The organism is Longimicrobium sp. (assembly GCA_036377595.1).
GTDB lineage: Bacteria > Gemmatimonadota > Gemmatimonadetes > Longimicrobiales > Longimicrobiaceae > Longimicrobium.
Map to the genome: position 1 here is coordinate 20503 of DASUYB010000093.1, position 20536 is coordinate 41038.

Genomic DNA, 20536 nt, shown 5'->3' on the forward strand with positions numbered 1-20536 from the left:
CACGCGTGATGGTGAATCGCATACGGTGTCCACAGCCTGGGCTGGAGTGACCGGTCCTTTTACGAACCATGCGCATTGCGTTCACGCGGAAATACGAATGGGCACTGCTGCCCGCCAAGCATCGGATCCCGCCGCCGCCCGACGAGTCCGCCATGTACGAGCGGAATTTCCGATGGGTACGCCAGCCGCGTCGCGCCGAGCGATGTGGACCCTGGCGCCTTGGCAGCGACCTGGGCTGGATCGTCCGCAGCCCGGTCGACATTTGCCTGACGCCGGTGCACGACGTGCAGGTGGCGGGGTTCGAGGGAGAGTTGACGGCGTTCTGGCAAGCCACGGGATTCGAAGAAGTGTGGCCCCGTCCTAATGGTGCAACCGCAGTGCGCCGCACGGGGTGGCTGCGCCTCTACGACATCGCTACCGAGGACGGGTGGAGGTCCATGTTCGTTCCCAATGGCGACGGCAGCGTCGAGTGGCATCTTGGGTGGGAGATGGAGTTTCCCGACACACACTTCGTCCTGGTGCTGCCCGCAGACGTACCGAGCGGGCTGGAGGTTCCCACAGGTGTGCTCAACCACCGCGCCGTGCAGCGACTGAACGCCGCAACGGGATTTTCGGTGGCCATCCGCCCGCACCGGACGGTGCGGCTCAAACGCGGACAGCCCTTTGCCCGGGTCGTGCTGCTCCATCCGGACAGCATCAAAGCGACCGCGGTGGAGGCGGGACCGGAGGAGGAGGGTGGATGAGCCCTGACGGGATCCACCACATCGAGGTGAACGTGCTAAACCTGGCTCGATCGACCGAGTTCTGGTCGTTCCTTCTCGGCGAACTGGGGTACGAGCCGTTTCAGGCCTGGGACGGAGGGAGGAGTTGGAAGCGGGGGACGGCCTACATCGTTTTCGTGCAGGTTGCACAGCGATTCACGAGCAGGTCCTTCCACCGCTCGGCGGTCGGGCTGAACCATCTGGCGTTCCACGGCGGGTCACGCGAACGGGTCGACGCTCTTGCCGAGCAGCTTCGGCGACGCGGTGTACCCATGCTGTATGACGACCGCTACCCGTTCGCCGGCGGCCGCGAACACTACGCCCTGTTCTGCGAGGATCCCGATCGAATCAAGGTGGAGGTGGTTGCCACCCAAGCCTCGGAAGGCGACTTCCGGGCCGTGCCTTCGCAGGGTGAGACAATGGAGGATTTACCGCACGAACGCCTCCCTGACCCCGCCATCCACCGCGATCATGGCGCCCGTCGTGCGCGAGGAGCGGTCTGAGGCGAGGAAGAGGACGGCCTCGGCCACGTCCTCGGCGCGGACCTCGACTCCCAGCAACGTGCGGCCGCGGTAGACGGTCTCTAGCTTCTCCGGCTCCACACCGTAGGCCTTCGCGCGCTCCTCGCGGATGCCGCTCCACAGGTTGCTGCCGCCGAAGATGGCGTCGGGGTTGACCATGTTCACCCGCACGCCGATGGGCCCGCCCTCGATGGCCGCCACGCGCGCCAGCTGCGCCTCGGCGGCCTTCGACGCGCTGTAGGCCGCGAAGTCCTTCCCCGGCGCGGTGACGTTCTTGGTCGCCACGAAGACGATGGCGCCGCCGGTGCCCTGGGCGCGGAAGTGGCGCAGCGCGGCGCGGGTGACCAGGAAGTGCCCCGTCGCGTTCACCGCCAAGCTGCGCTCCCAATCCCCCAGTTCCAGCGACTCGATGGGCGCGCAGTGCGCCATCCCCGCGTTGGAGACCACGATGTCGACGCCGCCGAAGTCGAGCACGGCCTGCTCCAGCGCGTCGGCCACGTCGGCCTCGCGGGTGACGTCGAGCCGATGGGCGACGGCCGTCCCCGCGCCCTCGCGCGCGGCGATGTCGTCGGCCACGGCCAGCGCGCCGTCGTCGTCGCGGTCGGTGACGACCACGTGCGCGCCGGCGGCGGCCAGGCGGTGCGCGATCGCCCGCCCCAGCCCGCTGGCCGCGCCGGTGACGAACGCCACGCGCCGCGCCAGCTCGCGCTCGGGCGGGGCGATGGTGAGCTTGTACAGCTCCAGCGGCCAGTACTCGGCGCCCCACTGCTCCTTCTCCGGCAGCGAGCGGTAGCCGCCCAGCGTCTCGGCGCCCGCGATGATGCCGATGGTGTGCAGGTAGATGTCGCGCGTGAGCCCGGCCGTCTTCGCGTCCTTCGCCGCAGTGAACATCCCCACGCCCGGGACGAGGACGATGCGCGGCGTGGATTCCTGCACCGCCTCGTCCGCCCGCCACCGCGCGACGTAATCCCCATACTGCTGGCGATACCGCTCCAGCGCCGAGGCGAAGTTCCGCGCGATGGCATCCACATCCCCCGGGTTATCTACATCTACCCAAAGGGGATGGACCTTCGTCGTGAGGATGTGGTCCGGCGTCGCCGCGCCCGCTGTGGACGCGGATCGCGCGCGCGGCGAGCCGACGAACGCCAGCACCTCGGGCGAGTCGGTGTGGCGGAGGATGACGCGCTTCTCGGCGGAGAGCGCGCCGCGGATCACCGGCGCCAGCGCGGCGGCGACGCGGCGGCGGTCGTCTGCATCCAGCGCGTACTTCGCATCCGCGACGAAGACGCTGCCGGGGTCGCGCGCGTCGACGTACCCTCGCGCGCGCTCCACGATCTCCATGTGCCGCTCGTAGGCCTCCTGCGGCGACGATCCCCACGTCACCAGCCCGTGGTTGAGCAGCACCAGCCCGGGCGCGTCGGGATGGGCCCGCACCGCGGCGCCGACCTCCTTCGACAGCAGGAAGCCGGGGCGGCGATAGGGGATGCGCAGCACGTCCGCACCCAGCGCGTCGTCGAGGACGGCGTTGGGATCGGGGGTGTTGATGAGCGCGAGGATGGCGTCGGCGTGCGAGTGGAAGACGGCCGCGGCGGGGATGAAGGCGTGCAGCAGCGTCTCGATGGACGGGCGCGGCGCGCGGGGATCGGTCAGCGTCCGCGCGAGGTAGTCCACCATCTCCTCGTCGCTCATGTCGCCGCGGGCGAAGAGGGGGAGGACGTCGTCGAGCCGCACGCCCGAGAAGTCGGCGTGCTTCGCGTACGCCAGGTCGGAGCCGGAGCCCTTCACGCGCAGCACGGGGATGGGGCGCCCGAGCACGTCCGTCTCCTGCAGCTTGACGGAGGTGTTGCCGCCGCCCTTCAGCACCAGCGACGGGTCCGCGCCCAGCCGGCGCGACCACGCCACCAGCTCGTCCACGGCGTCGGCGGGCCCGGCGTACAGCGCGTTCGCGGGGAGGGCGATGGCGGATTCGGTGCTCGACATGGGTGGGTTCGGGTCGGGTGCTCGCGTTGGGTGCTCGGGACTGCGTCGGGTGCGGGATACGTGTCGCGTGATGGAGTTCGGTCAATGCGAGGCGAGGGCGCTTGCGCTGCGGGGCCCTCTCCCTGGCGCTTCGCGCCTGTCCCTCCCCCAAAACCGACTGGGGGAGGGACCTGGGCTCGCTTCGCTCGCGGCTGGTCGGCGCACGGACCAGGCTGTTGCTCGTGCCGCGACTATACATCCCTCGGGCACCAGGGTTTGGTGCTGCATCAACTTACGGGGCAGCGCCCTCGGGATGACATATGCCGGGCGCACGGATGCCGCGGCCGCAGTCCGCGAAGCGGACTTTGTGCTGTTGTTGCCGCGAATTTATTCGCCCGGCACAAGCCCGGCCGCGGCCGGCTCGGCGGCGGTGGTCGCGGACGGGATCTCGTGGCGCTGCAGGATGCCGCGGTCGGTGATGTAGCCGGCGATCAGGCGCGCCGGCGTGGCGTCGAACGCGGGGTTGCGCGCGGACGAGCCGGGCGACGTCACCCGGATGCGGCGGATGGTGCCGTGCTCGTCGGGGCCGCTCTGGAAGTGCACCTCGTCCTCCGCCCGCTCCTCGATCATCACGCTCGCCCCGTCGGGCGTGGCCGGGTCGAAGGTCGAGGGCGGCACGGCGACGTAGAAGGGGATGCCGAACTCGCGCGCGCACAGCGCCTTGGTGAGCGTGCCGATCTTGTTCACCGCGTCGCCGTTCGCCGCCACGCGGTCGGCGCCGGTGATGACGAGATCGACCTCGCCGCGGCTCATCAGCCACGCCGCCGCGTTGTCGGCGATCACCGTGTGCGAGATCCCCTCGCCGGACAGCTCCCATGCGGTGAGGCGGGCGCCCTGCGCGCGGGGGCGCGTCTCGTCCACCCACACGTGCGGGCGGCGGCCCCGCGCGGCAGCCACGTAGACCGGCGCCAGCGCGGTGCCGTAGTCCACCGTCGCCAGCCAGCCCGCGTTGCAGTGCGTCAGCACCCGCGCGCCCTCGCCGATCAGCGCCGCGCCGTGCTCCCCGATGCGGCGGCAGCTTTCCACGCTCTCGTCCGCGAACGCCTGCGCCGCCGCCAGCGATGCCGCGGCGGGATCGACGGCGGACTCGGCGGCGCGCCAGGCGTGCTCGATCCCCGCGAACAGGTCGCGCGCCGTCGGCCGCGTGGCGGCGACGTGGTCGCGGGCCTCGCGCGCATACGGCCACGGGTCGCGCGCGGGCGCCTCGGCGAACGCCTGCGCCACCGCGAACGCGCCCGCCGCGCCGATGGCCGGCGCGCCGCGCACCACCATCTCGCGGATGGCGGCGGCGGTCTCGCGATGCGTGGGGCAGTCGACCAGCGCGAACTCGAACGGGAGGCGGTTCTGGTCGATCAGCCGCACCACGCCGCCCTCCATCCAGATCGTGCGGTACGGGATGCCGTGGACGCGCATCGGTCGCAAGTGCGGGGGAGAGGAACAGATGAGCCGAAAGGTGGTCAGGAACCGCACGCCACGCAACGGCCCCGGACGATGCTGCCGGTCCGGCGCGGGGGCAGGTGGGGCAGGGGACGATGCTGGTGGGACGTCGATCGGCCCCGTGCTGCCGGATGCGGTGTATCCGATCGTGGCGGATGCGTGTAAGTTGGCGGGGGCGAATGAATTCGCTGCAACAACCACACGAAGTCCCCCTGCGGGGACTACAGGATTCGGTGTTGACGGGGCTATCGCGATCGGAGCGGATTTCCTGAGAAGCCGGCCGCGAGCATCGAGATTTCGGCCCGACGAGATCTTGTAGTCCGCGAAGGCGGACTTCGTGTAGTTGTTGCCGCGAATTTATTCGCCCGGCCCAACCGGCGATCGCGGAAGAACGAATCCAGACGAGGACGATAGATGGTGGATGCGCGGGAGACGGTGGTGCTGGTGGACGAGCGCGACCGCGAGGTGGGACAGGCGCCCAAGCTCGAGGCGCACGCGAGCGGGGCGCTGCATCGCGCGTTCAGCGTGTTCGTGCTGAACGCGCGCGGCGAGGTGCTGCTGCAGCGCCGCGCGGACGGCAAGTACCACTCGGGCGGGCTGTGGACGAACACCTGCTGCGGCCATCCGCGCCCCGGCGAGCCCGTGGCCCTGGCCGCGCGCCGCCGCCTGCGCGAGGAGATGGGCTTCGACTGCGCGCTGGCGCCCGCCGGCACGTTCGTCTACCGCGCCGAGGTCGGCGGGGGGATGATGGAGCACGAGTACGACCACGTGTTCGTCGGCCGCCACGACGCGCCGCCCGACCCCGACGCCGCCGAGGCCAGCGAGTGGCGCTGGCAGCCGCCCCAGGCCGCGCTCGCCGAGGCCGAGGCGCACCCCGAGCGCTTCACCCCCTGGTTCGCCCTTGCCCTCCGCCAGCTGATCGGCCGCCAGGACGAGGAGCAGGCGGCGTAGATCGACGGAAATATCACGCAGAGACGCGAGCCGCAGAGGAATCATCCCTGCGGCTCCGAGTTTTCTGCCCACGCGAAGTCCGCGCAGGCGGACTGTGTGTCGTTGTAGCCGCGAGTTCACTCGCATCGTTGCGTATCTCCCCCCAGCACCTTTGGATCGTCGCACCATCTCCATCTCCATCTTCGTCGAGATCCCATCTCCACAATCCCACACTTGACATCCTCGCTCACCTTGGTTATTTAACTATCAGGTAAATTAACCATAAGGTTAAGCATCGTGACCGCCACCGACCCACTCAGCGCAACCTTCGCGGCCCTCGCCGACCCGACGCGGCGGGCGATCCTGGCGCGTCTTGCGTCGGGCGAGGCCACCGTGATGGAGCTGGCGGCGCCGTTCGACATGAGCCTGCCGGCCGTCTCCAAACACCTGAAGGTGCTGGAGCGCGCGGGGCTGATCGAGCGCGGCCGCGAGGCGCAGTGGCGCCCCTGCCGCCTGCGCGGCGAGCGGCTGAAGGACGTGGACGAGTGGGTGGAGCAGTACCGCCGGTTCTGGGAGGAGAGCTTCGACCGGCTGGGCGACTACCTCCGCGAGCTGCAACAGAAGCCGGGCGGCGACCCCGCGCCGTGACGCCGTTTCACTCCGGCCGCGCGGTGCGGCCGGAAATCCATCAACCGTGAACCACGGAGCCGTACGATGTCCGCAGCGCAGACCCTCGATCCCAACGCGGCCGAATCGCCCACGGCGGACCGCGAGGTCCAGTTCTCGCGCGTGTTCGATGCGCCGCGCGAGCTGGTGTTCGATGCCTTCGTCGATCCGCGGCACGTTTCCAGCTGGTGGGGCCCGCGCGGGTTCATCACCACCACGCACGAGATGGACGTGCGCCCCGGCGGCGTCTGGCGCCACACCATGCGCGGGCCCGACGGCACCGACTATCCCAACTACATCGTCTACACCGAGGTGTCGCGCCCCGAGCGGCTGGCGTGGGACCACGGCACCGTCCCCGGCGAGCCGGCCGCTTTCCAGGCCACGGCGACGTTCGACGACCTGGGCGACGGCAGGACGCGCGTGACCATGCGCAGCGTGTTCCCCACCGCCGCCGCGCGCGACTACGTGGTGAAGGAGCACGACGCCATCGAGGGCGGCAAGCAGACCCTCGAGCGCCTGGCCGAGCACCTGGCGTCGCAGGGGAGCTGAGGCTCGTCTGCCAACCGAGGTTCGCCATTCCCGCGATGTCATCCTGAGGGAGGCGCCGCGCCCGAATCGCGTGTGCTTCGATGGTCGGCGCCGACCGAAGGATCTTGCCTGTTGCCGCGGAAATGCCTGCTCGTCTCATCGGCATCGCCGCGGGGCCGGCAAGATCCTTCGGGCGCGTCGGGGTTCGGTGCCGGACACGATCCGGTGCGACGCGCCCTCAGGATGACATCGGAAGATCGCACCGCCGCGCCCTCCCGTGCGATTTCGTTTCCGAATCCCCATCTTCCCGCGCACCTGGAAAACGAGGTTGTCGATCTCGCCGGCGCTCGTTCGTCGCCCTTGTCGAGAGCGAGGGAATCGGCCGGGCAACGAGGCCCGGAGCCCCGGCTCCATCACCCACGCAGCCACAGGAGATCCCGATGCGCGTCATGGTCCTGGTCAAGGCCACCCCGAACAGCGAGGGCGAGGACATCCCCACCACCGAGCTGATGGAGGAGATGGGCCGTTTCAACGAGGAGCTGGTGAAGGCCGGCATCATGCTGGCCGGCGAGGGGCTGAAGCCGAGCCGCTACGGCAAGCGCGTGCACTTCTCGGGGAGCAGCCGCGCGGTCACCGACGGCCCGTTCGCGGAGACGAAGGAGCTGGTCGCCGGCTTCTGGATCTGGCAGGTGCGCTCGATGGAAGAGGCGGTGGAGTGGGTCAAGCGCTGCCCGAATCCCATGCCCGGCGAGGACTCGGACATCGAGATCCGCCCCGTGTACGAGGCCGACGACTTCGGCGAGGCGTTCACCCCCGAGTTGCGCGAGCAGGAAGAGCGGCTGCGCGGCGAGATCGCCTCGCGCCAGCAGTCGTGACGTCACGAACGAGAGGAGAGCCCACCATGTCGATCTTCGATCCCGCACCGCCGCCGTGGCCCAGCCGCGCGCTGTCTGTGCTCCGCATCGTCCTGGGGCTGCTGTTCATCACCTTCGGCACGATGAAGATCTTCGGCTGGCCGCCGGCGCCCGCGCCGGGGATGCCGCCCATTCCCTTCCTGAGCCAGATGTGGATCGGCGGGGTGATGGAGATCGTGGGCGGCGCGCTGGTCGCGCTGGGGCTGCTCACGCGGCCGACGGCGTTCATCCTGAGCGGCGAGATGGCGGTGGCGTACTTCCAGTTCCACTTCCCGCTGAGCTTCTTCCCGCAGACCAACAACGGCGTGCCGGCGGTGCTGTACTGCTTCTTCTTCCTCTACCTGGTGTTCGCCGGGGCGGGGGAGTGGAGCCTCGACGCCGCCATCGCCCGCTCGCGCGCCCGCGCCGCCACGAGCTAGACGCGCGGCGGGAGAATGCATCGCGGGCCGGATCGAAGCGTCGATCCGGCCCGCGCATGCATGGGAAATCGTTCAATCACAACGATCTAGAGAGACGTCATCCTGAGGCCGGCCAGACCGGCGCCGCGTCCGCGCCGTAGGTTGCAGGCCGAAGGATCTATAATCGACGTCCAAGCGATAGCCAGGCTGTCGCTCGGATGCATGCGATAGATCCTTCGGTCGGCGCCACAGTCCCGTGCAGTCGCGAGTTCGGTGCGGCGCCTCCCTCAGGATGACGTCTTTGGCACCCTCTCCTACTTCTTCACGCTCGACAGCGGGGCGTAGGGGTTCGCGCCGGGGTCCTTCTGGGCCAGCAGCGCCAGGCCCGTCCACGCGGACGAGGCCACGTGCAGGAAGTTGAAGTAGCTCCACCCCAGCCCCGGCCCCGTCTTCGCCTCGGCCGCGGGCGTGGCCACCACGCCGTAGCCGTCGCCGGTCGTGGCCACGCGGATCTGCGTCTGCAGCGAGTCGTACCAGGCCTCGGCCGGGGCGCGCAAAGAGCTGCCGCCCTTGAGCCAGAGCGCCATGGCCGCGCCGGCGGTGGCCTCGTTCTGCACCTCGCTGCCGTGCTCCGCGAACTTCGTCCCGCGGAAGCCCCCGCTGGTGGCGTTCATGTGCTGGACCATGTACAGGAGGCTGTACATCTCGTTGGCGCCGGGGTCGATCCCCGCCAGCGCCGTCCAGCTCTGCGTGTCGGTGGGGATCACCCCGTCGTTCAGCACCTTCGTGGTTCCCGTCCCGGTGACGTAGTAGACCACGTTCGCGCTCTTCTGCACCCGGCAGGCCAGCACCAGCTTGCGCGCGCTGGCCCGCGCGTCGGCCCACTTCTGCTCGCCGGTCAGGTGGTGCAGGTTGCCGAAGAGGGAGAACGCGTCGACGTTGTGCTCCACCGAGCGCCATTGGTACCTGTTCCCCCACTGGTCCTCGCCGCCGCTGAAGCCGCCCCAGTCGTCGGCCACGGTGCAGTTCGCGACGATCCACCCGCCGATCGTCTCCGCCGCGTGCAGGTAGCGGTAGCGCCCGGTGCGGTGATGCATCCGGGTGAGCGCCATCCCCGCCCAGCTCATGTTCCCCACGTCGCGCCGCCCGCCGTCGTGCACGTGGATCGAGGTGGTGTTCCCCAGCCCTCGGTCCAGCAGCTCGTCCGCGCGGGTCGCGGCGACGATGCGGCCGCCGCCCTTGGCGTCGTGGTTCAGGGCGATGACCAGCGCGTCGGCCAGGTCGCGGGCGCGCTCCATCTCGCCCCGCTCCTGGAAGTAGATGCAGGCCACCGAAGTGTCGTAGGTGTCCGCGCGCCAGTGCATCAGCGCGTGCGGGCCGTACAGCGCGTCAGGCGGGAGCCGGTACGTCTGCGCGTAGCGCGGACCCGTCACGGTGAACTGGTCCATCTGCTGCTCGAGGAAGAGGTCGAGCCGGTCCAGCACCGTGCCCCTGGCCGGCACCGCGGGCGCCGGGACGATGCGGATCGGGAAGGTGAGCGTGCGCCGCTCGGCGGCGGCTTTCCCATGCTTCTCGCGCTCCACGCCGTCCCAGTCCACCAGCTTCATGAACCCCTTGGTGTAGTTCAGCAGCTTCTTCTCCCACAGCGCGGTGAACTCCGCCTGGATCTTCTGGTCGTACGTGGTCAGCTCCGTGTAGACCGCGGTCTTCAGGTCCTCGTAGCGCGTATCGACCTTGTCCATGTACAGCCCCGTGGCCGTCTTGTGGATGATGGACACGCCGTTCTCGCCCGGCTGCCAGGTGTTGTTCCAGAACTTGTCGTAGACCTGGATGTGCACGGTGTGGGTGCGGGGATGGGTGGTGGTGACGTCGCTGTCCCAGATGTGCAGGTATCCCTCGCCGCGGCCGATCATGGTGCGGCGCCAGGCCAGCGCGCGCTCGAACAGCTTGCCGGCCATGTCGCTGTACATGATGGCCGTCTGGTTGAGCGCCGACTGGTGCTCGTAGCGGTGCGGCTCCAGCGCCTTCAGCTCCATGATCACGGCGATGTGCGCCAGCGACAGCGGCCGCAGCACGTCGGGCGCGGTCAGCGCGTACGCGCCGGGAAGCGCCGCGCACTCGGCCAGCGCCGCGTCGAGCTGGGTCAGCATCACCGCCAGCCGCTGCTTCCGCTCCTCGCGGTCGGTGATGTACTGGAACTGCCGCAGCTGGTTGCCGAACGAGCGCAGCCGCGCGAACAGCACGGTGGCGCTGCTGGCCGCAAGCGAGCTCACCATCTGGTCCATCCGCAGCTTCAGCAGCGCCTCGGCCTTCCCTTCCACCTCCTTCCACAGGTCCACGTCGGGCTTGGGGAAGAGGACCGTGTCGACCAGGTAGTTGACGAAGCTGCCGGCCACGGGGATCTGCCCCGCGCCCATGTTGATCAGCTTGTGCAGCACGTCTTCGGCGTTGAGCCTGTCGAGCGCGAGTTCCATGGTATCGCTCCAGGGGTGTGGGGGGATGGGGGGATGGAGATGAGCCGCGGTCCGTCGAGACGGCGAATCACGGTGCCGGGGACGGCGCCGTGGCGTAGCGGGATCGTAGAGTGGGAGATGGCGATCCGGCGATTGATCCGATGGTGATCATAAAACCCTGCGGCGCGGTCAGATGCAATGCTTTCGCGCGCCGGATGTATCTCCGCACGCCGACGTCTCCATCCGCGCGCACGCCCGGGAGCCAAACGGCGGGAGATCGGGCCGGGGGAAGGCGGAGATGGCCAGCCGTGCGTCCCGCGGCGGGTAACGGGCGAATGGAATTCGCGGCAACCACGGCCCGAAGTCGGCGAGAACAAGAAGCGGCCGCCGCGAACCCGTTTGCGGTAGCCGCTCTCAATCGCGGTACGAGTTACTCGGCCCAGCCGTTCAGGGCAGCGTCAGCACAGTGGCATCGGGATCGGCATGGAAGTGGTGCACGCGAATGTATTTCTCCCGCAGCAGCTGAGCTGAAGCTTGTACGGTACAGTTCCCGATGCGCAGCCAAACGACCTTCGGGGGAAAGCCCAGCCTGAGGCTGCGCTGGAGGAAGTCCGAATCCTTGGTGACCACCGTGCTCTGCCGCGTAGCTCCAAATCACTGTGTCCGTCGCATCTGCCATCCCCAGGTCCCGTACGTGCGCGCAGCCCTCGTACACGTCCGCCAGCAGGCGGACGAGCTTCCACGAGAGGTTCTGATCGAACAGCAGCCTCACAGGCCCGCCATCAGGCGGCGCTCGCGGTCTGCCGCGAATGCCAGGCAGGCCCGGATGTCTTCAGCCTCGAGATCCGGAAAGTCTTCGAGGATCTCCGCTTCCGTCATCCCGGAGGCAAGGTACTCGAGCACGTCCTGTACGCTGATCCGCAAGCCGCGGATGCATGGCTTTCCGCTGCGCTTGTCCGGTTCGATGGTGATTCGGTCCCGATAGTCCATCTGGTTCTCGCGCGAGAGGCGTCGACGCTCACGTGGGCTGGAGTGCTACAAGTATAAGCAGGCTCGAGTAAGGGTAGTTATACCTGTGCCGGATCGGGAGCCTCTCCGAGCGGTATGTCAGGCGAAGGGATGACTTTCGCCAGCCGATCCAGGAAGCTTGGCTTCTTCTCGTGCCGTGCGCGGATTTCCTCGATCCGCGTCAGCGCCTGTTCGGTGCGGCCGTCGCGCGCGGCGAGGTCGCGGAGGTCGACCAGAAGCCGGACCGCCTCGTCGTAGCGCTGCGGCTGCTTCGTCGCGATCAGCTCGTCCACCCTCGCCCACGTCTGGCGCTCGACGCTCGCGAGGTCGTCCAGGTAGCGAGCACGCACGGCGGCTCGTTCCGCTTCCGCGCGGGCTCGCTCGCGTGCTGCCCGCTCGGTGGCGGCACGGCGGCGTTCCTCGTTGCGACGCTCCGCGGATTCCCACAGCTCGGCGACGGTCCGGGGCTCCAGGTCGTCCGCCGACGTGTGGCTTCGCTCGCGAAGGCGGCGCACAAGCTCGGTGCCCACCATGTTCCCGTGCCCCTGTGCGACGCGGACGAGCAGGTCCGTCTTCTCCGCGTCGTGCAGCGCAGCCACCCACGCCCGAAGCTCTCCCTCGTCCGGAGTGGCGCTCATCGGCGGGCTCCGCTCGGCTGCGGCTTCGATCCAGTCCCGGTCGATCCGGAGGAAGTCGCAGAAGGCCTCCTGCGCGGCGGACAGACGGCCCAGCCCGGGAGGAACGGGCGGCTCCGTCGCGTCGTCGTCCAACTCCTCGTTCTGTGCGGCAAGGATCCACGCCAGGTAGAGCGCGCGAAGGTCGCCGCCGGCGATCTCCGCCCGCACCGGTAGGATCGAGGCCAGCGCCCCGTCGTCCTCCTCTTCCAGCCAGTCGCCGCCCTCGTCCTCCGAGGTGAAGGAGAGGATCACGTGCTCGCCGCTCTCCATGGCCGACGAAACGCCTGACACGCAGTAGCGGCGCGCCGTTTCCGCGTTCAGCAGCCGCTTCGGCAAGCGCAGCATCAACTCGTGCGTGCCCCAGTTGGCGAAGTACAGGAACGCGTCGAAGTACTCCTCCATCCACGCGAACGCATCGCCCTTGAAGTCACCCCAGTGATACTCCACCACGAAGCGGCTGGGGGTGATGGTGGCGCGGGACGAGTAGCGGCGCAGGGTGCCCATCTCCTCGCGGGTGAGCGGGCGGTCGACCGCCTGAAACTCGTAGTACTGGTACTCGCTCACGACGGCTCGTCTCCCGCGCCTGGTGCCAGTTCCTGCTGCGGCAGAGGTATTTCGCGGCGAGCCTTCTTCTCCGCCTGTCTCGTCGCCTTCTTCCGCCCGGCCACACGCGCGCGCTCCTCGATCGGCGTTACGACGGCCGGTGCGTCGCGCTTGAAGCGGCGGCGGTAGAGCTCCTCGATGTAGTCGGGGAGCGCAGCCTTCCAGGGCTCCTGCCCATGGTTGTCCATCTTCCCGAGCTTCTTCGGGTTCAGGCCGAGCTCGCGCGCCATCTGCACCTGTGCGTGCGACAGGCGATGGCGCTTGCGGGCATCGATCCACGCCTGCAGGTCGTGGGGGATTCCGGGACGTCCCATCGAGAGCTTCTTCTGGTGATTACTGCGTTTACTCCGCAGCAACCTACGTCGTCGACCCGGGCGCCGCGAGACCTCGGGCGCGTCCGCGCACAACGGCCGGTTGCGGGATGCGCTCCGCGTTCACCATCTTCCCTTCCCGCACCCGCTCGCTCTGTTCACCCCGACGTTCGGACCGTCCCAGATGAACCCTCCTTATCTCGCGCCTTTGGACCAGCTCCTCACGCTCGGCGAAGCGCCCGCCCGCCAGCACCCCTGGTCCGACTACGTGGCGATGGGCTTCACGGCCGAGCACGTGCCGGAGCTGATCCGCATGGTGAACGATGAGGAGCTCGCGGTGGCCGATTCCGATTCGGCGGAGGTGTGGGGTGGACTGCACGCCTGGCGCACGCTGGGCCAGCTGCGCGCGGAGGGTGCCATCGGCACGCTGGTGGCCCTGCTGGAGGGCGACGACAGCGATTGGGTGCACAACGAGCTGCCACGCGTACTGGGGATGATCGGCCCGGCGGCACTGGAGCCGCTGCGGGCGGCGCTGTCCGCGCACTCGATGGACGAGGAGCCATGGACGGCCGCGGCGGCCGCGGACGGCATCGTGGAGATCGCCAAGCGCTTTCCCGAGGCACGCGACCCGGTCCTCGACGCGCTGATGCGGCAGCTTCGCTGGTGGCAGCGGCAGGATCCGGAGCTCAACGGATTTCTCGTCTCCGATCTCGTCGAGCTGAAGGCGGTGGAGGCGGCGCCGCTGATGGAGGAGGTGTTCGCGGCCGACGCGGCGGAGATCGGCATCCGGGGCGACTGGGAGGATGTGCAGGTGGAGCTCGGGCTACTCCCTGCGCGCATCACCCCACGGCCGCAGTACTTCGTCTGGAGACGGGATCTCCATCCCACACCCGACCTTCGCATACCCGCCGCGCGCTCGTCCGCCGATGATGCAAAGAAGCGCCGCAAGGCCGAGAAGGCGGCGCGGAGAAAGAACCGGAAACGGCGGTAGATGGCTGCCTGATCACATCCTCGCGTCGTATTGCGACTTATGCGGTTCGTCCCCCGGGCGTGACGGTCGCAGGCGATCAGCCTCACGGCATGGAGGTCGGACGATGGAGGTGCTTCTCTTCGGAGCCACCGGCATGCTGGGGCAGGGCACCCTGCGCGAGTGCCTGCTGGACCCCGGCGTAGCCCGCGTGGTCACCGTCGGCCGCCGCGCGACGGGGCAGCAGCACCCGAAGCTGCGGGAGATCGTGGTGCCGGACGTCTCCGACCTCTCGTCCGTCTCCGCGGAGCTCGCCGGGTTCGATGCGTGCTTCTTCTCGCTCGGCGTCTCCGCGGCGGGGATGACGGAGGAGCGCTACTCGGCGCTGACGTACGACCTGACGCTCTCCGTCGCGCGCACGCTGCTGCCGCTGAACCCGGCGATGACCTTCATCTACGTCTCGGGGATGGGCACCGACAGCACCGGCCGGGGACGGGTGATGTGGGCGCGGGTGAAGGGCCGCACGGAGAACGCGCTGCTGGCGATGGGGTTCCGAGCCGCCTGGATGTTCCGCCCCGGCGCGGTGATCCCGATGCACGGCATCACCTCGAGCACCCGCTGGTACCGCGCCGTCTACGCGGTCACGAAGCCGCTCTTCCTGCTGGCGAAGGCGCTCTTCCCCCGTTCGGTCGTCACCACCGAGCAGTTCGGCCGCGCCATGCTCGCCGTCGCCCGCAGCGGCTATCCCACGCCGATCCTGGAAGCCCGCGACATCGCCGCCGTGGCGTCCGGGCCGGGAGTGGCGAGTCCCACCGACTCGACGCGGCACTGATCCCGCTGTCGCTATCCCGCGAACCTGAAGCTACTCGGATTCCGGCGGGGGGCGTGTTGCCGAACCCTCCCAATGTCATCCTGAGGAAGGCGCTGCGCCGAACGTTCGTCCGCACCAGCCATGGGCGCCGACCGAAGGATCTTCTCGCGGCTGCGGACAGGCTTGCCCCTTCGAGCGGATATCCGGCCCCCTCCATGCAAGATCCTTCGGGCGCGCGAGGATCCGAGTGAACGCGGGTTCCGTGTGCCGCGCCCTCAGGATGACATCGCAGGGTTTTCCCGCAGGTTCAGCAACGCCCTCTCAGCTCTCGGAGCGATTGCCCGGCGTCACGGTCGGATGGCGGGGATGATCTCGTTGCCTACGAGCTCCTGGCCCCAGCGCCCCCAGATCCCGCCCTGCCCGTAGTTCGCGCCGGTGAACACCACCACCATCTCCACCTCGGGGATCACCAGCAGCACCTGCCCGCCGTTGCCGGTGGCCGCGTAGCCGCGGTACGTCCGGCCGCCGGCGGTCAGCGCCGACATGTGCCAGCCGTAGCCGTCCGATCCCAGGCCGTAATAGTTGCCGAACTCCTCGGGCGCGATCCCCGTGGTCGCCGGCGAGATCTCGGCGTGCGGCGCGGTGGAGACGCGCACCCAGGCGGAGTCGACGATCCGCCGGCCGTGCCACACGCCGCCGTCCAGGTAGGCCTGCCCCACCTTCAGCAGGTCGCGCGGACGCACGAAGGCGCCGCCGCCAAGGTAGCCCTCGCCGGTCGGCATCAGGTTCCAGGAGTAGCGCCCGAACCCCAGCGGGCGGGCCACGGTGCGGTCGAACAGCTCGGGGAGCCACTCGCCCGTCCCGGCCGTCAGCGCCGCGCCCAGCAGGTTGGAGTTGGCGGAGCAGTAGGCGTAGCGGACGCCGGGCTCGAATGCCATCGGCAGGTCCAGCGTGTACTTCCACCAGTCCGGCTGCGCCTGCTGGGCCTGCATCGTCTCCTCCTTGCCGGGCGAGGCGTCGTCGTTGTCGTTGCACGCCAGCCCCGTCGTGTGCGTCATCAGGTGGGCGAGGGTGATCCGCGCCTTGCGGGGGTCCGGGTTGGCGAACGGGCCCCTGCTGGCCAGCAGCTCGTACACGCGCGTCCCGGGCGACAGCCGGGCGCCCTCCCGCATCGCCGCGCCCAGCATCACCGAGCCGAAGGTCTTGCCGGCGGAGCGCATGTCGTGCGGCGTCTCGCGGTCGTAGCCGTAGAAGTACTCCTCCAGCACCAGCTTGCCGCGCCGCGCCACCAGGAACGAGTGCATGAGCACGGGCCGGCGCGAGGACGGGTCGGAGTCGATCACCCGCCGTACCGCGCGCGCGAGCGCCGCCTCGTCGATCCCCACCCCGCTCCCGCGCGCCGTCGCCCACCCGTCGCCGGTCTCGGGAGGGCGGCGGTAGACGTACGGCGGCTCGCCGGGCGGCCGCGGGAAGAAGGCGGCGGCCTGCGCGGGCGCGCGGCGGACGAGCTCGAGCTCGCGATCCAGGTCGGGCCAGGAGATGCGGAGCCGGTCCGGGCCGGCCTGCGCGGCGGCCAGGCGGATCTCGGGGCGCGTGGTGTCGGGGCGGGCGGTGAAGCGCACCGAATCGCCCCCGCGGCTCACGCGGAACTGCGACACGCCGCCCCGCGAGTTGGCTTCCGGGTTCCGGAACGCGCCGACGAGCGATCCGTCGGGCCCGCGGAAGATCCGCAGGTACAGCGTGAAGCGGTGTGGGAGCGGCCGCACCGTGCCGCGCCAAACGCCGTCGCGGACGCGGCGCAGCAGCAGCGGTGTGGACATGGGCTGGCCCGAGCCGCCGGGATCGGCCTGGTCCAGCGGCTGCAGCCAGAACCCGGCGATCGCGCGGCCGCCGTCCGCCAGCGCGCCCCGGAACCCGCCGCGGCGGGCGAAGGTGAGCCGCACGCTGTCGCCCGCCGCCGGTGACCGGGCCTCGGCGCCGGCGAGGGCGGCGCGCCAGCCGGCGCCCTCGCGCGTGACCGTGATCTCCCCCGCCAGCGGAGGGCTGAACGCCGCCTCGCCCACCCAGATCCCCACCAGCGAGTCGGCCGCCGGTGACTGCGCCGGCAGACGCAGCGGCGCCAGCGCGATGCCGAGGAACGCCGCGAATGCAAGCCGCAGGAAAGTCGTCGTCATGGCGTACCGGCCTTCTGTCACAGTTGGAATTTGTGTGGAATTTCCGGTGGGTGGCGGATGGGCGTGGCGCTCGTCCGGCTCCTGTGTGCCGCGAGCGGGAGGGAAGGTTGTGTGCGAGGATCGAGGTGCGACGCCGGTGCGCGGGAGAAACGGAGCGGCCGCGGGGCAGGGAAGCCAGCGGCCGCCGTTCTCTCGTCTCCATCCCGTGCACCGAGCGACTCCTGGCTGCGAGATCCTTGCGGAACGACGCTCCCTCGCGCTTTGTACACGTGTTCCCGCCGCTCGCGCCACACCTCACCGCTTTGCGAGGAACCATGCTCCTGACCATCCTCGTCGTCCTGGTGATCGCGATTGCCGCGCTGCTCGCCTTCGCCTCGACCCGGCCCGACCACTTCGAGGTCCAGCGCTCCGCCACGATCGCCGCACCCGCCGAGCGCATCTTCCCGTACCTGGACGACTTCCACCGCTGGATCGAATGGTCGCCCTGGGAGAAGCTCGACCCGGAGCTGAAGCGCACCTTCTCGGGCGCCGAGCGCGGGACGGGCGCCGTCTACGCGTGGGAGGGGAACAAGAAGGTGGGGCAGGGGCGGATGGAGATCGTGGAGAGCGACGCGCCGCGGCGGCTGCGGATCAAGCTCGACTTCATCAAGCCGTTCGAGGCGCACAACACCACCGTGTTCGCGCTGGCGCCCGCCGGCGGCGGCACGCGGGTCGACTGGACGATGCTCGCCATCAACACCTTCCCCGGCAAGGTGATGAGCGTCTTCATGAACATGGACCGCATGATCGGCCGCGACTTCGAGCGCGGCCTGGCGAACCTGAAGGCCGTCGCCGAAGCCGAGCCCGCGCCGCAGCCGGCGTGACGCATCGCTGGCACCAGGCGCACGCACACGCGAGGCACACCGGCGGCCGCGGGGCAGGGAGCCCGCGGCCGCCGTTCTCGCGCTTACGCCGCCGGCCGCCGCGCCACCTCGAGCTTCCCCGGCAAGATGGCGAGCGGAGAAGTTCGCCTTCCGGTGCACCGGAGGCTACGTTGCGAAGGACAGGTGGCCCCGGCGCGGAAACCGGCTCGCCGTTCACCGGCCCGGCGCTGAGCAGCCTTCCACCCGGGGAGCTCCGATGGATCTTCGCCACGCCCTCCCGGCCGCCGCGGTCTGCGCGGCCACCCTGCTGGCGGATTGCACGCCCCTCGGCACCCGCGGCGCGGAAAGCCGGCACGTCGCCCCGGCGGTCGAGCGGGGCGAAGGCCTCGTCCTCCAGGCCGGCGAAGGCGAGCGCCGGGTCCGCCGCCCGCGGCCGGGCTTTCCCTCCGCCCAGACGACACCCTTCATCCTGAAGGTAGATGCGCGCAACGGCGCTTCGCCGGACCTCGTGATGGGGTACGACGAGATCGCGCCGGGCCAGGCCATCGAGCCCTCCCGCCACCGGGTCGCCGACGAGATCGTCTTCGTGCACCGCGGCAGCGGCGTGGCCCGGCTCGGCGACCGGGAATCGCCCGTGACCGCGGGGGCCACCGTCTACGTGCCGCGCAACACGCGCGTCAGCCTGCGCAACACGGGCGCGGAGCCGCTGGCCGTCGTCTTCATGTTCTCGAAGCCGGGGTTCGAGCGGCTCATGCGCGAGAGCTCCGTGCCCGAGGGCGAGGCCGCCCCCGCGCTCCTGGCCGGAGAGGAGGCGCGGATCCAGGCGCGGAACCGCTGGCACACCATCGCCGACGGCTCCGGTTCCAGCCCGGGCGGGTCGAGGAGCGGCGGGCTCATCCTGCAGCCGGGGGAAGGTGAGCGCCGGGTCCGCCGTCCGCGCTCGGGCTCGGCGGCGGCGCACCTGACCACGCCGTTCATCCTGAAGGTGGACCGGCGCAACGGCGGCTCGCGCGAGCTGGTGATGGGATACGAGGACATCGCGCCGGGCGATGCCATCCCGCCGCACCGGCACCTGCACGCGGACGAGATCATCTTCGTGCACCGGGGGAGCGGCGTGGCCGGCCTTGGCACCCGGCAGACGGCCGTGGGCACCGGCGCGACCGTCTACATCCCGCGCGACACGCGGATCACCCTGCGGAACACCGGCTCCGTGCCGCTGGGCATCGTGTTCGTCTTCTCCCGGCCGGGCTTCGAGGAGCTGATGCGGGCGAACTCCGTGCTCGAGGGGCAGCCCGCGGCCCCGCTCTCACCCCGGGAGCAAGCGCGGATCCGCGCGCGAAACCGCTGGCATACCGTCTACGGAGCAGCCGTAGCCGGAGATGCTGCGCTTTCGGTGCCGGCGTTTGCTCTGCGCGGATGGCGTGGCCGGCGGTGCGGCGGACGCGAAGCGGCCGGCGCGGATCTGCTCCGCGCCGGCCGCGCTTTCGGGGAAGGACTTCATCAAGCCGTTCGAGGCGCACAACACCACCGTGTTCGCGCTGGCGCCCGCCGGCGGCGGCACGCGGGTCAACTGGACGATGCTCGCCACCAACACCTTTCCCAGCAAGGTGATGAGCGTCTTCATGAACATGGACCGCCTGATCGGCCGCGACTTCGAGCGCGGGCTGGCGAACCTCAAGGCCGTGGCCGAAGCCGAGCCCGCGCCGCAGCCGGCGTGAGAGTGCACGATGGGTAGGCGCTTCACGCGCGGATACGCCGGCGGCCGCGGGGCAGGGAGCCCGCGGCCGCCGTCTTTGTCTTCACGCTGCCAGCCGTCGCACCACCTCAGCTGCGCCCTTCTTGTACACGGTAATGCACACCAGCTCATCCGCAGGGTCCCGCACCTCCCAGTATCGGCTGTGGCGCTGCTTAATGATGCTGTAGCCAGCGGGCTTCGGTGCGTCGGGCGTCGCGGTCGTCTGCTTGGCGGCCATTGTGCACCTCCAGTGGGCTTAACCCTCGGCGCTAAGCAGGGCTAGCTTCGGTGAAGCGGGCGGCCTTTGGGTCGTTTCGCGGTGGGCTGGCCGGTACTTCTTCGCGGGAGATCGGCCAGCCTTGCTTTTTGCCCTGTTGGTATATAATGTAATATACTTCTGCGTCCAAGTCAATGAACACATATACCAAGCCATGGATTTCAAAACCGCGACGGACCGCGTGGCGGGCTGCATCAGCCACGCCGAGATCGCAGAGGCCGCCGGCGTTTCCGTGCAGACGATCCGCCAGGCGCGGCTCGATCCGTCCGCGCCAGGGCATCGGCCGCCGCCTAGCCACTGGATGGATGTCTTGGCAGGCCTTCTTCGGCAGCGCGCAAACGAACTATGCGCGTTTGCGGATCAGTTGCAGAACCGATAGTCTGTCGCGTCGCTTTCAGGAACCCGGTCCTTCCCCGCAGATCCGCCTAGTGTGGATCTGCGTTATCGTGTTTAGCCAACGAGAATTCGACAACACAGCTGGGA

20 protein-coding genes and 1 pseudogene are annotated in these 20536 nt (G+C 69.7%); 12 read left to right on the top strand and 9 right to left on the bottom strand.

Annotated elements, in window-relative coordinates:
• Window positions 1-68 precede the first annotated feature (68 nt).
• A complete protein-coding gene (locus VF092_14430) occupies window positions 69-743 on the top strand; it encodes a hypothetical protein (GenBank protein ID HEX6748491.1) in 675 nt (224 codons plus the stop codon).
• Window positions 740-1264: a VOC family protein gene (locus VF092_14435; GenBank protein ID HEX6748492.1), complete on the top strand. Its 525-nt coding sequence runs from the start codon at window positions 740-742 to the stop codon at window positions 1262-1264. The genes VF092_14430 and VF092_14435 overlap by 4 nt, the downstream gene beginning before the upstream one ends.
• On the opposite strand, the gene rhaD is transcribed toward VF092_14435, so the two are convergent.
• A complete protein-coding gene (gene rhaD, locus VF092_14440; GenBank protein ID HEX6748493.1) occupies window positions 1190-3262 on the bottom strand; it encodes a bifunctional rhamnulose-1-phosphate aldolase/short-chain dehydrogenase in 2073 nt (690 codons plus the stop codon). The genes VF092_14435 and rhaD overlap by 75 nt on opposite strands.
• Window positions 3263-3628: 366 nt before the next feature.
• On the bottom strand, window positions 3629-4714 hold the full coding sequence (gene mtnA / locus VF092_14445) for an S-methyl-5-thioribose-1-phosphate isomerase (protein HEX6748494.1): 1086 nt from the start codon (window positions 4712-4714) through the stop codon (window positions 3629-3631).
• Window positions 4715-5152: 438 nt separating this feature from the next.
• Here mtnA and idi point away from each other — a divergent pair, with 438 nt between their 5' ends.
• From idi to VF092_14470, 5 genes are all read left to right on the top strand, one after another.
• Window positions 5153-5689 carry an isopentenyl-diphosphate Delta-isomerase gene (gene idi / locus VF092_14450; protein HEX6748495.1) on the top strand — a complete coding sequence of 179 codons (537 nt, stop codon included), beginning with the start codon at window positions 5153-5155 and terminating at the stop codon, window positions 5687-5689.
• Window positions 5690-5965: 276 nt separating this feature from the next.
• Window positions 5966-6316 (top strand): metalloregulator ArsR/SmtB family transcription factor, encoded by a 351-nt coding sequence (locus tag VF092_14455; protein ID HEX6748496.1) that lies wholly within the window; start codon window positions 5966-5968, stop codon window positions 6314-6316.
• A 66-nt stretch (window positions 6317-6382) separates the two neighbouring features.
• Complete coding sequence (locus VF092_14460; GenBank protein HEX6748497.1) at window positions 6383-6883, top strand: SRPBCC family protein; 501 nt, start codon at window positions 6383-6385, stop codon at window positions 6881-6883.
• Between the two features lie 419 nt (window positions 6884-7302).
• Window positions 7303-7737 carry a YciI family protein gene (locus VF092_14465; GenBank protein ID HEX6748498.1) on the top strand — a complete coding sequence of 145 codons (435 nt, stop codon included), beginning with the start codon at window positions 7303-7305 and terminating at the stop codon, window positions 7735-7737.
• Between the two features lie 26 nt (window positions 7738-7763).
• Window positions 7764-8195, top strand: coding sequence for a DoxX family protein (locus tag VF092_14470; GenBank protein ID HEX6748499.1), 432 nt, complete (start codon window positions 7764-7766; stop codon window positions 8193-8195).
• Between the two features lie 293 nt (window positions 8196-8488).
• Here the strand turns inward: VF092_14470 and VF092_14475 are convergent, their stop codons facing one another.
• The 5 genes and pseudogenes from VF092_14475 to VF092_14495 form a co-directional block, all read right to left on the bottom strand.
• Window positions 8489-10648, bottom strand: a complete 2160-nt coding sequence (locus VF092_14475) for a hypothetical protein (protein HEX6748500.1) — start codon at window positions 10646-10648, stop codon at window positions 8489-8491.
• Window positions 10649-11074: 426 nt separating this feature from the next.
• A pseudogene (locus VF092_14480) lies at window positions 11075-11260 on the bottom strand (DUF5615 family PIN-like protein).
• A gap of 135 nt (window positions 11261-11395) precedes the next feature.
• Entirely contained in the window at window positions 11396-11617 is a 222-nt protein-coding gene (locus VF092_14485; protein HEX6748501.1) for a DUF433 domain-containing protein, read from the bottom strand.
• 77 nt (window positions 11618-11694) lie between these two features.
• A complete protein-coding gene (locus tag VF092_14490; protein ID HEX6748502.1) occupies window positions 11695-12816 on the bottom strand; it encodes a hypothetical protein in 1122 nt (373 codons plus the stop codon).
• Window positions 12817-12872: 56 nt separating this feature from the next.
• The gene (locus VF092_14495) at window positions 12873-13229 is read right to left on the bottom strand and encodes a hypothetical protein (GenBank protein ID HEX6748503.1); all 357 of its coding nucleotides are present in this window, start codon (window positions 13227-13229) and stop codon (window positions 12873-12875) included.
• A gap of 205 nt (window positions 13230-13434) precedes the next feature.
• Between VF092_14495 and VF092_14500 the strand changes: the two genes are divergently transcribed.
• Together VF092_14500 and VF092_14505 are read left to right on the top strand one after the other, a co-directional pair.
• Complete coding sequence (locus VF092_14500) at window positions 13435-14217, top strand: hypothetical protein (GenBank protein ID HEX6748504.1); 783 nt, start codon at window positions 13435-13437, stop codon at window positions 14215-14217.
• Between the two features lie 103 nt (window positions 14218-14320).
• A complete protein-coding gene (locus VF092_14505) occupies window positions 14321-15025 on the top strand; it encodes a hypothetical protein (protein ID HEX6748505.1) in 705 nt (234 codons plus the stop codon).
• Window positions 15026-15351: 326 nt separating this feature from the next.
• Here the strand turns inward: VF092_14505 and VF092_14510 are convergent, their stop codons facing one another.
• On the bottom strand, window positions 15352-17178 hold the full coding sequence (locus VF092_14510; protein ID HEX6748506.1) for a serine hydrolase: 1827 nt from the start codon (window positions 17176-17178) through the stop codon (window positions 15352-15354).
• A gap of 314 nt (window positions 17179-17492) precedes the next feature.
• On the opposite strand from VF092_14510, the gene VF092_14515 reads away from it, so the two are divergent.
• The gene (locus VF092_14515) at window positions 17493-18041 is read left to right on the top strand and encodes an SRPBCC family protein (protein HEX6748507.1); all 549 of its coding nucleotides are present in this window, start codon (window positions 17493-17495) and stop codon (window positions 18039-18041) included.
• A gap of 256 nt (window positions 18042-18297) precedes the next feature.
• Window positions 18298-19776: a cupin domain-containing protein gene (locus VF092_14520; GenBank protein ID HEX6748508.1), complete on the top strand. Its 1479-nt coding sequence runs from the start codon at window positions 18298-18300 to the stop codon at window positions 19774-19776.
• Window positions 19777-19840: 64 nt separating this feature from the next.
• On the opposite strand, the gene VF092_14525 is transcribed toward VF092_14520, so the two are convergent.
• Window positions 19841-20014: a hypothetical protein gene (locus VF092_14525; protein HEX6748509.1), complete on the bottom strand. Its 174-nt coding sequence runs from the start codon at window positions 20012-20014 to the stop codon at window positions 19841-19843.
• Between the two features lie 193 nt (window positions 20015-20207).
• Here VF092_14525 and VF092_14530 point away from each other — a divergent pair, with 193 nt between their 5' ends.
• The gene (locus VF092_14530; protein ID HEX6748510.1) at window positions 20208-20432 is read left to right on the top strand and encodes a hypothetical protein; all 225 of its coding nucleotides are present in this window, start codon (window positions 20208-20210) and stop codon (window positions 20430-20432) included.
• The last annotated feature ends 104 nt before the right edge of the window (window positions 20433-20536 follow it).

Bases quoted from the DNA above. Each gene is read 5' to 3' on its own strand.
- VF092_14460 (HEX6748497.1), top strand. From the start codon at position 6,383: ATGTCCGCAGCGCAGACCCTCGATCCCAACGCGGCCGAATCGCCCACG.
- VF092_14490 (HEX6748502.1), bottom strand. From the start codon at position 12,816: ATGGGCACCCTGCGCCGCTACTCGTCCCGCGCCACCATCACCCCCAGC.
- VF092_14430 (HEX6748491.1), top strand. From the start codon at position 69: ATGCGCATTGCGTTCACGCGGAAATACGAATGGGCACTGCTGCCCGCC.
- VF092_14530 (HEX6748510.1), top strand. From the start codon at position 20,208: ATGGATTTCAAAACCGCGACGGACCGCGTGGCGGGCTGCATCAGCCAC.
- VF092_14465 (HEX6748498.1), top strand. From the start codon at position 7,303: ATGCGCGTCATGGTCCTGGTCAAGGCCACCCCGAACAGCGAGGGCGAG.
- VF092_14470 (HEX6748499.1), top strand. From the start codon at position 7,764: ATGTCGATCTTCGATCCCGCACCGCCGCCGTGGCCCAGCCGCGCGCTG.
- VF092_14515 (HEX6748507.1), top strand. From the start codon at position 17,493: ATGCTCCTGACCATCCTCGTCGTCCTGGTGATCGCGATTGCCGCGCTG.
- VF092_14525 (HEX6748509.1), bottom strand. From the start codon at position 20,014: ATGGCCGCCAAGCAGACGACCGCGACGCCCGACGCACCGAAGCCCGCT.
- VF092_14475 (HEX6748500.1), bottom strand. From the start codon at position 10,648: ATGGAACTCGCGCTCGACAGGCTCAACGCCGAAGACGTGCTGCACAAG.
- VF092_14485 (HEX6748501.1), bottom strand. From the start codon at position 11,617: ATGGACTATCGGGACCGAATCACCATCGAACCGGACAAGCGCAGCGGA.
- idi (HEX6748495.1), top strand. From the start codon at position 5,153: ATGGTGGATGCGCGGGAGACGGTGGTGCTGGTGGACGAGCGCGACCGC.
- VF092_14505 (HEX6748505.1), top strand. From the start codon at position 14,321: ATGGAGGTGCTTCTCTTCGGAGCCACCGGCATGCTGGGGCAGGGCACC.
- VF092_14510 (HEX6748506.1), bottom strand. From the start codon at position 17,178: ATGACGACGACTTTCCTGCGGCTTGCATTCGCGGCGTTCCTCGGCATC.
- VF092_14520 (HEX6748508.1), top strand. From the start codon at position 18,298: ATGGATCTTCGCCACGCCCTCCCGGCCGCCGCGGTCTGCGCGGCCACC.
- VF092_14495 (HEX6748503.1), bottom strand. From the start codon at position 13,229: ATGGGACGTCCCGGAATCCCCCACGACCTGCAGGCGTGGATCGATGCC.
- mtnA (HEX6748494.1), bottom strand. From the start codon at position 4,714: ATGCGCGTCCACGGCATCCCGTACCGCACGATCTGGATGGAGGGCGGC.
- rhaD (HEX6748493.1), bottom strand. From the start codon at position 3,262: ATGTCGAGCACCGAATCCGCCATCGCCCTCCCCGCGAACGCGCTGTAC.
- VF092_14435 (HEX6748492.1), top strand. From the start codon at position 740: ATGAGCCCTGACGGGATCCACCACATCGAGGTGAACGTGCTAAACCTG.